Source organism: Rhodanobacter sp. C05, assembly GCF_002001165.1.
In the GTDB taxonomy this organism is placed as follows: domain Bacteria; phylum Pseudomonadota; class Gammaproteobacteria; order Xanthomonadales; family Rhodanobacteraceae; genus Rhodanobacter.
In genome coordinates this window covers 307,012-319,504 of record NZ_MUNQ01000006.1, presented here as the reverse complement: position 1 = coordinate 319,504, position 12,493 = coordinate 307,012, and the positions used below count along the sequence as shown (strand labels likewise).

The window sequence follows — 12,493 nt, the reverse complement described above, 5'->3', positions numbered from 1 at the left end:
GAGTCAGGACAGCGCCTCCAGCGCCTTCGCCAGCCGCTTGGCCGATACCGGTTCGGCGGTCCTGAGTTCCTGCGCGAACAGCGAGACGCGCCACTCCTCGATCAGCCAGCGCAATTCGTCGAGCGCTGCCGTGCCGGCGGCGCGGTGCTGCAGGTACGCGCGCCAGTACGGCATGACCTGCAGCATGCGTTGCTGGTCCTTCGCCGGATCCTGACGCAGGCGTTCGCCGCGCAGGCGCATCGCCTTCAGGTAACGCGGATAGTGGGCGAGTCGTGCTGTCGGCAATTCGCGCAGGAAGCCTGGTGTGAGCAATGCGTCAAGCTGTTCGCGCAGATCGTCGTAGCTGGCGCGGGCGAAACCCATCAATGGCGGTTGCAGCCAGGGCTTCAGTTCGGCCTGCGCCTCGATGATCGGCTCGCCCAGCTTCAGCCGCTCCACCGCGGTAGCAAACAGCTCGCGTGAGGCCTGCGCACGCAAGGTCTCGAACGCACCGGCCGTGCGGACATCCAGCTCGTGGCGCTCCAGCAGGTCGGCGAAACCGCCTTCGACCAGATCCTCACGCAGGCCATCGACGCTGCCCAGTGGCGCGTACTTCAACGACAGCGGATTGGCGATCGGCAAACGTCGGCGCGCCTGCTTCATGTCGCTGGCCAGCGCGTTGCGCAGCAGCCGCACCACGCCTTGCGCATGCGCAGCCTGCGCCTCGTCGCGGCGTTCGAACACGCGCAACGCCACCGTCTCGCCCAGGTCGACCAGCGCGGGAAACGCCATCAGGCCACCGTCGGAGCGGACCTGCGCCGGAATTTCCTCGAAGTCCCAGCTGGCCACGTCCTCGCGGGTCAGTTCGATATCGGTCTTGCGCGAGAACGCCTCGCGCGCCTGCCCCTCCCACTGCCCGCGCAAGCCAGCGAGATCACGCGAAGTGCCGAGTGTCCTGCCCTGCTCGTCATGCAGGCGATAACGCATCCGGAAGTGCGCCGGCAACTCGACTGCGCCGAATTCACTGGCAGCTGTCTCGACGCCGGTGGTGCGCTTGAGGAAGCTCGCCAATGCTTTCGCCAACGCTTCGTCACGCGGCGCTTCAGCCCCGACAAAGGCGCGCGCGAAATCCGGTGCCGGCACGAAGTTGCGTCGCAGGGCCTTGGGCAGACTACGGATCAGCTCAGCCACTTTCTCGACCAGCAGACCGGGCACCAGCCATTCGCAGCGAGCGGGCGGCAGTGCATTCAACATTGCCAGTGGCAGATGCAAGGTCACGCCGTCGGCCTCGTCGCCAGGAACGAAGCGGTATTCGAGCCGGTACCTCTGCGGCCGCTCTTGCGCATCCTGCGCCCGGTCTTTGGCTGCCCCCTCTTGGGGCGCTCGCGGCACTCGGCCATCCATGGCCAACGGCGGAATTTCCAGCGCGACCGGAAACGCTTTCGCATCGAGCCCCGCGCCCCCGACCATCACGTCGTCCAGCGACCAGCGCAACGCCGCCTGCTCGGCCGGGCATGTCTTGCGATACCACGCGTCCAGCGCGCGGCTGCTGGCGATCTCTTCGGGCAACTTGCCTTCGAAAAACGCGACCAGATCATCTTCGTGTCGGATCAATCCTCCGCGGCGTTGCTTCGCCTCGATCCCCAGAGCCTCCTCCAGCACGCGCTGGTTCGCACGCACGAAATCGGCGCGACTATCGATGTCGCCGCGGGTCAATGCCTCACGCAGGAAGATCGCGTGAGCCAGCGCCGGATCCTGCTGCTGGAACGTCACCGGCCGCTTCTCCACCAGCACCAGGCCGAACAGGCTGACCTGCTCGTACGCCACTACGCAGCCACGCTTCTTCGACCAGTGCGCCTCGCGGCAACTCATGCGCAGCAGATGCGCGGCCTGCTGCTCGATCCACAATGGCTCGACCCGTGCATTCATCATGCCCCATACGCGTCCACCGACATCGAGGATCTGCGCGGAGAAAATCCAGTTCGGCGGGACCTTGGACAGCGCCGAGCCGGGGAATGCCTGGAACTTGCGCTCGCGCGTGCTCTGGTACACGCCCTTCTCGTCCTTGCGGCCGACCTGGGTCGGCAAGCCGGTCAGCAGGCTGCGATGTACGGATTCGTACAGGCGACTCGCATCGTCCTCGCTGGCCGCTGCCTTGAGGGGCACTGGCGCATGGGCGGCATGGACACGCGAAGAGGCATTCCGTTTCGACGCGGAATGCCCACTCAACTCCAGCCTCTTTTCCACGGCTTGCGGCGCAGAAGCCGATCCATCCAGCTTCCAGCCAAGATCCTGCACCACCAGCAACAGCTGCCGGTGCAGTTCACGCCACTCGCGCATGCGCATGAAGCTGAGGAAATGCCGCGAGCACCAGTCGCGCAGTTTCGATTGGGTCAACTCCTCGTGCGCGTCGTGATAGGCGTGCCACAGGTTCAGCACGCCGACGAAATCGGACTTCGGATCGGCGAACGCGGCATGCGCCGCGTCGGCCTGCTGGCGCGCGTCGGACGGGCGCTCGCGCGGGTCCTGGATGCTGAGGAAGGACACGATGGTGAGCAGCTCACGCAGCGAGTGCAGCTTCTCGCCCTCCACCAGCATGCGTGCCAGCTGCACGTCGATCGGCAACTTCGCCAGCGTGCGACCGATCACGGTGAGCTTGCGTGCGTCGTCGATCGCCGATATTTCCGCGAGACGGCGATAGCCATCCGCCACCACGCGCGGATCAGGCGCCTCCAGGAACGGGAATTCGTCCACCTCACCCAGCCGCAACGCCAGCATGCGCAGGATCACGTTGGCCAGCGACGAACGCAGCAGCTCCGGATCGGTGAACGCGGCACGACCGGCGAAGTCCGCTTCGTCGTACAGGCGATAGCAGATGCCCGGCCCCACGCGGCCACAGCGACCCTTGCGCTGATCCGCCGCCGCCTGCGACACCGGTTCCACATGCAGCCGTTCGAGCTGGCTGCGCTGACTGTAACGCTTCACCCGCGCGGTGCCGGTGTCGATCACGTATCGGATGCGCGGCACGGTAAGCGAGGTCTCGGCCACATTGGTCGCCAGCACCACGCGACGCTTGATGCCAGGCTTGAACACGCGATCCTGGTCGCCAGCGGACAAGCGCGCATACAGCGGCATGATCTCGGTCTCGCGGTATTGCCGGCGCGACAGCAGCAGGTGCGCGTCACGTATCTCGCGCTCGCCGGGCAGGAAGATCAACACGTCGCCGCGCGGGTCGTCATGGGTGATTTCATCCAGCACCGCGGCGATATGTTCAGCGCTGCCCTGCTGCATGTCCTTGCTGCGACCCTGTCGCGCGGCAACTTCGTCCAGTGAACGCCAGCGCAACTCGACCGGATACGCGCGCCCCTCCACTTCGACCACCGGCGCACCGTCGAAATGTTCGGAAAAACGCGCCGTATCGATCGTCGCCGAGGTGACGATGATCTTCAGCTCCGGCCGCTTCTTCGCCAACTGCTTCAGATAGCCGAGCAGGAAGTCGATATTGAGGCTGCGCTCGTGCGCTTCATCGATGATGATGGTGTCGTAGGCCGACAGCCAGGGGTCGCCCTGCGTCTCGGCGAGCAGGATGCCGTCGGTCATGAACTTGATCAGGCTGCGCTCGGAGACCTGGTCGTTGAAGCGCACCTGGAAACCCACCTGTTCGCCCAGCGGCGTGCCCAGCTCCTCCGCCACCCGGTGTGCCACCGAGCGCGCGGCCAGCCGGCGCGGCTGGGTGCAACCGATCATGCCGGCCTCGCCACAACCGGCGGCAAGGCAAAGCTTCGGCAGCTGGGTGGTCTTGCCCGAACCGGTTTCGCCGGCGATCACCACGACCTGGTGCTTGCGGATCAGCGCGACGATGTCGCCGGCGCGTGCAGTGATCGGCAGCGATTCGTCCAGCCGGATCGCCGGCTTGGATGCCTTGCGCGCGGCGCGCTTCGCGGCGGATCGTTCGATCTCGGCGGCCAGCGCCTCGAGCTTGCCCGTCTCCGGCCTGCGCGACAGCCCACGCCAGCGACCCAGCAGGCGACCGAAGTCGCGGCTGCACACGCCATCGAGCGCCTTGCGCAGGGCGCGCAGGCGGACGTCATGGGAAGTGGCGGATGCGGGCGACGTGAGGTCATTCATGGGACCGCACATGATAGCTGCTGGCTATCGGCGAGATCGAAAGCATTCATTTCCCTGTAATAGAGCCCATGACTAACCTTGCGGACAAGCTTTTCCATTCATCCATCAGGAGCAAGCGCATGGCCATGAATATCGGTATCGCCAGGAAGGATCGCGAAGCGGTCGCCAGGCATCTGTCCAAGCTGCTGGCCGACACCTATTCGCTGTACCTGAAGACGCACAGCTTCCACTGGAACATCACCGGGCCGCAGTTCAACAGCCTGCACACCATGTTCGAGACCCAGTACAACGAGTTGTGGCTGGCTGCCGACGAAGTGGCCGAGCGCATCCGTACGCTGGACGTGTTCGTCCCGGGCTCGTACAGCCAGTTCGGCAAGCTCACTTCGATCAAGGAAGAATCCGGCGTGCCGGAATGGAAGGAGATGGTCAGCCAGCTGGTCGAAGGCCACGAGATCGCCGCCCATACCGCCCGCGAGACGATCAAGGGTGCCGATGCCGCCGGCGACGAGGGCACCGCCGACCTGGTCACCGGCCGCCTGAAGGAACACGAGAAGACGGCCTGGATGCTGCGCTCGCTGCTGAAGTAAACAAGACAGCCCATCGACCTCAGGAAGCGGCACTGCCTTCGAGGCAGCGCCGTTTCCAGTCTTCATTTGATGACGATGGCGTGTTTCAACCCTTCGGCGCCGGTCCCTTCACCACGGTGACGAACGCATCGGGGCGGATGTGCTTCGCATACGCCTGCTGCACTTCCGGCGCGGTCAGCTGCAGGTAGTGCTGGCCGGCGATGCTCATCGCATCCAGCGGGCGATCCTGGATCGACAGGGTCAGCAGCTGATGGCCGATTGCACCGAAACTCGATTCACCCAGCGGGATCTGCCGCAGCAGGATGCCCTTGGCGCGCCGCAGGTCGTCGTCGGATACCGGTTCGCGCTGCATCTGCTGCAGATCCTGCACCACCAGCGCACTGGCCGCAGCCACCTTGTCCGGATCGCTGCCGAACGACACGCTGTAGGTGCTGCGATGCTTGTCCAGATCGAAGCTGGTCTCGACGTTGTAGACCAGCCCGCGCTTGTCGCGCAGATCGCGGTACAACCGCGAGGCGTAGAAGCCACCGCCAAGCACCTCGTTGCCGAGATTGAGTGCATAGCGTGTGGGGTCGTCACGGGTGACGTCGATGGTCTGAGCCATCTGCACGCTGTCCTGCACCGCGCTGTTGTCCGGTACGTGCAATTGGCCATGCCTGTTCGGCGGTACCGCGGCATAGTCGACCTCGGGCTTCGCGCCGGTGGCCTGCCACGCGCCGAAACTCTGTTCCACCACCTGTCTGGCCTGCGCCGGATCGACCTTGCCGACGATGACGATGGTGGTCATGTCCGGACGAAAGGTCTGTGTGTAGTAACGCTTCACCTTGTCCAGGTTGAGGCTGCTCACGGTTTGCGGGGTGGCATAGCGCAGTTGTGCATCGTGCGCCGGCAGCAAGGCCTTGTAGAGACCGATCTGGGCAAGGAAGTCGGGCGACTGGATTTCACCGGCAGCCATTCCCGCGACCTGCTGTTGCACCACCGCGAACGCCTGTGCCGGCAGTGCCGGATGCAGTTCGTTGTCGGCCAGCAGCTTCATGCCATCGGCAAAATGCGCGGCCGGCACTTCCAGTGAAAAGCTCGAGCCGGCGCTTTCCCCGGCGCTGATCTCGTCCAGTGCCTGCTGGAACTGCAGGCGATTCATGCCAGTCGTGCCGAACGCGAACAGCCCGCCAAGCACCTCATCCACGCCGTCTTCGTCCTTGGGTGCCTGCAGATCGCCGTTGGTCTTGATCTTGCCGTACACCTGTACCGTGTCGCTGATCGTCTCCGGTTGCACGATCAGGCGCAGGCCATTGGCCAGCGTGTACGACACCGGCTGCAAGGTGGAGCGCGGCAGTTCGAGTTTGGCAAAGGCTTGTGCAGCCCATTCCGGCAGAACCACCGGCTTGTCCGGGCTGGAGGCAAAACTCTCGGCACCACCGAAACCCTTGCCGCTGCCCGGCTTGCCCGAGCTCTGCGGGGTCAGGATCGCGGTGACTGCGTGCGCGGGATCGAACGTGCGTCTGGCCAGCGCATCCACCGCTTCCGGCGTCACCGCCTCGATCGCCTGTTTCATCGCGTCAGGCGATTCCAGACCCTGGAACGCCAGCGCCTCGGACCATGCATTGGCCAGGCCTTCCACCGAGTTCTTCTTGAATTCCAGCCCGGCAATGGCCTTGCGCTTGGCCGCTTCGACCAGCGCCGGGTCGACGCCCTTGTTCGCTGCGTCGGCCAGAATCGCCTGCATCTTCGCCAGCACCGGCTGCGGATTGCCGCCACGCGGGAAGATGCCTATCGCCACGGCTCCACCAGCCTGCGGCATCCACTCCCCGAAGAAGCCGCCATACAGCGCGGAACCATCCATGCCCATGCCGAACAGTGCTGCCCGCTGCGAGCTCATCGCCTCGCTCAGAACCAGCGCCGCGGCGTAATCCCTGTCCTGCATGCCGGGCATGCGGTAGCCGATATAGACCGAACCGTAAGGGCTGTCGGTAGGCAACTGCACGGTCTTCGCCTGCACTGGCTTGAAGTCGAATGCGGGACGCGTCGGCAGCTGCCTGCGCGGAATGTCGCCGAACCGGGCCTTCACCGTGGCCAGCGTGGTGACCGGATCGACATCGCCGGCAATCACCAGGATCGCGTTGTTCGGCGCATACCAGCTGTCGTGGAACCGGCGCAGCATGGCCGCCGTGGTCTTGTCGAACGATTCACGCGTGCCGAGCGGCGTATGCGCGTATGGCGTGCCGGCAAACAGCTGCGCCAGCAACTGCGAATAGAACTTGAAGTCGGGACTGGACAGGTCGCGCGATACCTCCTGCTCGATCGCGCCACGCTCCTTGGCCCATTCGGCGTCGGCGATGTCCAGCCCGCGCATGCGCAAGGCCTCGGTATGCAGCGCCACGTCCAGATCCTGCGACGGCGCCACGAAGTAGTACTGGGTCACGGCCTGCGTGGTATCGGCGTTGAACGCGCCGCCCATGTTCGCCGCGATCGCCGCCAGCTGGTCCTTGGACAGCCCCGGGCTGCCACGAAACATCATGTGTTCCAGCGCGTGCGCACTGCCGGGGAAGCCATCGGGGACTTCGTCCGAGCCGACCAGGTAGTTCATCTCGCTGGTCACCACTGGCGCCAGCGCGTCGCGCACGATCACCACCCGCAAGCCGTTGTCGAGCGTGGCGCGGGTGACATCCGCATCGTTCGTCTTCGCGGCAGCTGTACCGGCCAGGGCCAGCGCGATCGCGGCAGCCAGATATCCCACATGCTTTTTCACAAGACATCCTCATAAAGGTTTGCAGCAATACTTTCGATACTTATCCAGTCCACAGACAGGTCAAACTCGCCGATCAACCCGCAGTGACGGGCAGGCATTCGACAACGTTGCCAGATAACCGTTGCCCAGGGTTAGTGATCGAGGAACAAAGGTTGCCAGTCAATGGGAATGCGTGCCGACGTGGCAAGCAAACTGCACTGGCAATGATTCCTGACGTCAAGCCTCTCGTCGGCGGATTTTCTCGAATCACATCCGTTGCCCGGTGCAAGTTGCTTGGCGGCTCTGAGGAGCCCATCCATGCGTCGAATTCCCCGCTAGGCCTGACCATGCGCTGACCACGGCCGACGATGTTTGTTGAGCCCATGGGCATGCATTGTTAAGCTCCTCAAGCTTTAGCGCCTGTTGCGCAGGCTTCGCCGGGGATTTTTTTGAGCGCCACTGCAGCAAACCACGACAGCCGGCATCCTCTGCTCACCGCCCTGGTGCTTGCGCTGGTTGTGGCCGCGATGAATATCGGACTGTGGTGGTGGGGCAACTTGCCGCATGGCCCGGACGACTGGCATGGCCAGGTCAGCGGTTTTTCGCTTTCAGTGTTCCAGCGCTACCAGAGCCCGTTCAAGCAGGACTATCCCAGCGACGACGAGATCACCACCGACCTGCACCTGCTGCACAAGTACACCGACAACGTGCGCACCTACACGATGCAGCAGAATCCGCAGCTGTATCGACTGGCGCAGCAGGAAGGCCTGAAGGTGATGGCCGGCGCCGAGATCGACAAGCGCCTGGACAACAACGAGCGCGAAATCGAGTTGCTGATCGCCAAGGCACACCGTTACCCGGAAACCATCACCCGGATCATCGTCGGCAACGAGGTGCTGTTCCGCAACGACCTGCCACCCGAGCAGATGATGGCTTACCTGGATCGGGTGCGCGCGGCCGTGCATCAGCCGGTGTCGATCGCCGAACCTGAGTTCATCTGGCTGAAGTATCCCGAGCTGAGCGAGCACGTCGACTTCATCACCATCCATTTGTTTCCGTTCTGGAACGGGATACCGCGCAGCGACGCGATACCCGCGGCACTGGGTGCATATAACGAAATCCAGCAGCGTTTTCCAAACAAGCACGTCGTGGTCGGCGAAATCGGCTGGCCGTCCAACGGCGACCGCCATGAATATGCCGATCCGTCGGTTTCCAACGAGGCCATCTTTATCCGCAACTGGCTGAATCTGGCCAAGCTGCACCACATCGATTATTACCTGCTCGAAGCCTTCGACCAGCCGTGGAAGGAAGGCCTCGGCGAAGGCCGCACCGGTGCCTACTGGGGTATTTTCAACGCCGACCGCCAGCCAAAATTCCCCTTCACCGGCCCTGTGACTGAAGACACCGCATGGCCGTGGAAGGCAATCGCCGCCAGTCTGCTGGCCCTGCTGCCGATGATCTGGTTCGCGCGCAGTTTCAGCCGCTTCAAGCTGATGGGGCGGCTGTTCTTCTGCATGCTGATCCAGCTGGCCTGCGGCCTGTTGACCTGGTCGGCCACGCTGCCGTTCAACTTCTACCTGAGCTGGGTCGACTGGACCATGCTGGTGCTGTTGTTCCCGGCGCAGATCGCGATCCTGTCGATCCTGCTGATCAACGGCTTCGAGTTCACCGAGGTGCTGTGGCGACGCGGCTGGGTGCGCCATGCCGGCATGCTGCGCCCGGACCCGCCGGAGAAGCAGCCGTTCGTGTCGATCCACCTGGCCTGCTACAACGAGCCGCCGGAGATGGTGATCGTCACACTCGATTCGCTGGCCGCGCTCGATTACGCCAACTTCGAAGTACTGGTGATCGACAACAACACCAAGGATCCGGCAGTGTGGAAGCCGGTGCAGGAATACTGCGAGAAACTCGGCCAGCACTTCCGGTTCTTCCATCTGGAGCCGTGGCCGGGTTACAAGGCTGGCGCACTGAACTTCGGCCTGAAGGAAACCGACCCGCGCGCCGACGTGGTGGCGGTGATCGACGCCGACTACGAAGTGCGCGCCGACTGGCTGGCCACACTCACTGGCTATTTCCACAATCCGAAGGTCGCGGTGGTGCAGTGCCCGCAGGCACACCGCGAGTTCGTGCACAACACGTTCCGCCGCATGACCGCGTGGGAATACGACGGCTTCTTCCGCATCGGCATGCATCACCGCAACGAACGCAACGCGATCATCCAGCACGGCACCATGACGATGGTCAGGCGCACCGCGCTGGAAGGTACCGGCGGCTGGTCGGAATGGACCATCTGCGAAGACGCCGAGCTGGGCCTGCGTCTGATGCACGCCGGCTACGAGCTGGTCTACGTCGATGAACTGATGGGCAAGGGCCTTACCCCGGCCGACTTCAAGGCGTACAAGAGCCAGCGCTACCGCTGGGCGTTCGGCGCGATGCAGATCCTCAAGGGCCGCTGGGACTGGATGACCAGGAAAGGTCCGCTCTCGGCCGGTCAGCGTTTCCACTTCCTCACCGGCTGGTTCAGCTGGTTCGCCGATGCGCTGCACCTGATCTTCACCCTGATGGCACTGTTCTGGACCGCCGGCATGGTGGCGTATCCGCAGTACTTCAGCCTGCCGATGCAGCTGTTCCTGATCCCGGTGATCGGCTTCTTCTTCGCCAAGGCGATCTTCGGCATCGTGCTGTACCGCTCCCGCGTACCATGCAGCTGGTACGACACGTTGATGGCCTCGCTGGCCAGCATGGGCCTGAGCCATGCCATCGCGCGCGGCATCCTGCACGGACTGACTCGCGAAAAGACCTCGTTCGTGGTCACCGCGAAAAGCCGACGCCTGGGCGGCAGCAATTTCGCCGCCTTTGCACCGGTGCGCGAGGAAGGATTGATGGCGATCGCGCTGATGCTGTGCATTGTCGGCATGGCGCTGGGCTATGGCACGCGCTATATCGAAGGCACCTTGTGGATGTTCATCCTCGCCGCGCAGTCGATTCCGTATGTCTCGGCCGTGGTCGGCGCATGGATTGCGCACAAGGCTGGCGACAAGGCGGGTTGATGCAGCCTGCCGGTGCGGCCTCGGTCGCATCGGCAAATCAGGCACGCGCTCCTGCCGCCGATATCGCCTTGGCGATATCGGCAAATCAAGCATGACGTATCGGCTTTGGCACTCAGGAAATCGGCCAGCTTTATACGAAGCCAACAACTATTTGGGTAAGCTGCCCTCACCCCATAAAGACGCCAATGAGGACGGAACCCACCACATGCGCCGCCTCCACCGACGCCTGAGCCAGCTGTTACTGCCGCTGGTGCTGTTGTCGACACAGGCCCATGCCGGTGTGCAGCTCGCGGTGGATGGCGTCGACGATCCGCTGAAAGGCGCAGTGACCGCGGGCGTCGAGCTGTCGCAATACGCCACCCGCGAAGTCAGCGATGCGCAGGTGCGCCGCCTGTACGAACGCGCGACCGATCAGGTGAGATCCGCGCTGGAACCGTACGGCTATTACGACGCCAGCGTCAGTGGCGACTTGCAGCAGGTCGGCAAGGACTGGCGGGTCACCCTGCATGTAAAGCCGGGTGAGCCGGTCAAGGTCACCGCAGTCGACGTGCAACTGGACAAGACGGCTGCTGAAATCGTCCCGATCCGTCGTGCACAGCGTGCGATCGAACGACTGAAGGGCAAGACGCTCGATCACGGTGCCTACGACGCTGCACGCGATGCCCTGAGCGCACAGCTCACCGCGAATGGCTATCTCGATGCGAGACTGCTCACCCATCGGGTCGAAGTGACCCGCGCCGATCACAGCGCCAGCGTCAAGCTGGCCTGGCAAGCCGGGCCGCGCTACCGCTATGGCAAAGTGCACTTCGAGGGTTCGCAGTTCAACGACGGCTTTCTCGACCGCTATGTGCCATTCAAGTCCGGCGACTACTTCTCGCAGGGTCAGCTGCTGCAACTGCAGCAGGCGTTGAACGGCGCCGATTATTTTGCGGTGGTCAACGTGATGCCGGACGTGGACGAGGCGAAAGCGGGCGTGGTCGACGTCAACGTGCAGCTGGCGCCAGCCAAGCGCACGATCTATACCGGCGGCCCGTTCATCGGCACCGATACCGGCTTCGGCATGCGCGCGGGCATCGAGCGGCGCTGGGTGAACCGGCGTGGGCACAAGTGGAAGAACGAGCTGGTCGTGGCGCAGCGTCTGAAGACGCTGTCCACGCTGTATTCGATTCCGCTGCCGGGCGACAACCAGCGCAGCTACAACATCGGCGCGAACTACCGCGACGCGAATACCGACACCTCACAATCGCGCACGCTGGAGCTGGTCGCCAACGAGACCCGGCTGTGGCATGACTGGACGCGCACGTTGGGTGTACATGCGCTGGATGGCACGTTCACCGTCGGCAAGATCGGCAACGAACCGGACAACACGCCGGGCATCGAACACGGCCGCAGCACGGAAGTGTTTGCCGAAGCCACGTTGTCACGCAAGCAGGCCGACAACTTCGACTTCGTGCACCAGGGCTGGTCGGTCAGCGTGGCTGCACGCAGCACGGTGGGCAGCCTGCTGTCCGATGCCAGCTTCAGCCAGCTCACCGCCGACGCGAAATGGATCCATGCGTTCGGCGAACGTCAGCGCAACCGGCTGATCCTGCGCGGCAGCGCCGGCTACACCTGGACCGACGACTTCACCGCACTGCCGCCGCTGCTGCGGTTCTTCGCCGGCGGCGACCGTTCAGTGCGCGGCTATGGTTACCAGTCGATCGGTCCGCTCAACAGCGATGGTCGCGTGATCGGCGGCAAGAGCCTGCTGGTCGCCAGCACCGAAGTCGAGCATTACTTCACCCGCAACTGGGGCATGGCCGCCTTCGTCGATGCCGGCAATGCGTTCAGCGGCGTCGACTACCAGCCGAAGATCGGCGCCGGTCTCGGCGTACGCTGGCGCTCCCCGGTCGGCATGGTCCGCGTCGACCTGGGCACGCCGATCCACGACTCGCAGGCGCGTGGCATCGAGCTGCACCTGGTGATCGGGCCGGATCTGTGAGATGGACACGATGACCGCACCAGCCACTGCGCCCACCCCA

Annotated in this window: 5 protein-coding genes; 3 read left to right on the top strand and 2 right to left on the bottom strand. The window is 64.0% G+C overall.

The genetic code is table 11. The features are described from left to right. Window positions 1-3: 3 nt before the first annotated feature. On the bottom strand, window positions 4-4,107 hold the full coding sequence (hrpA, locus tag B0E51_RS03990; RefSeq protein WP_077443536.1) for an ATP-dependent RNA helicase HrpA: 4,104 nt from the start codon (window positions 4,105-4,107) through the stop codon (window positions 4-6). A gap of 119 nt (window positions 4,108-4,226) precedes the next feature. On the opposite strand from hrpA, the gene B0E51_RS03985 reads away from it, so the two are divergent. Beyond that, on the top strand, window positions 4,227-4,694 hold the full coding sequence (locus B0E51_RS03985) for a Dps family protein (protein ID WP_077443535.1): 468 nt from the start codon (window positions 4,227-4,229) through the stop codon (window positions 4,692-4,694). Between the two features lie 85 nt (window positions 4,695-4,779). On the opposite strand, the gene B0E51_RS03980 is transcribed toward B0E51_RS03985, so the two are convergent. Next, window positions 4,780-7,443, bottom strand: a complete 2,664-nt coding sequence (locus tag B0E51_RS03980) for a pitrilysin family protein (RefSeq protein ID WP_077443534.1) — start codon at window positions 7,441-7,443, stop codon at window positions 4,780-4,782. 428 nt (window positions 7,444-7,871) lie between these two features. On the opposite strand from B0E51_RS03980, the gene B0E51_RS03975 reads away from it, so the two are divergent. Both B0E51_RS03975 and B0E51_RS03970 read left to right on the top strand, forming a co-directional pair. Continuing rightward, on the top strand, window positions 7,872-10,472 hold the full coding sequence (locus B0E51_RS03975; protein ID WP_077443533.1) for a glycosyltransferase family 2 protein: 2,601 nt from the start codon (window positions 7,872-7,874) through the stop codon (window positions 10,470-10,472). Between the two features lie 205 nt (window positions 10,473-10,677). Continuing rightward, window positions 10,678-12,453 carry an autotransporter assembly complex family protein gene (locus B0E51_RS03970; protein ID WP_077443532.1) on the top strand — a complete coding sequence of 592 codons (1,776 nt, stop codon included), beginning with the start codon at window positions 10,678-10,680 and terminating at the stop codon, window positions 12,451-12,453. The last annotated feature ends 40 nt before the right edge of the window (window positions 12,454-12,493 follow it).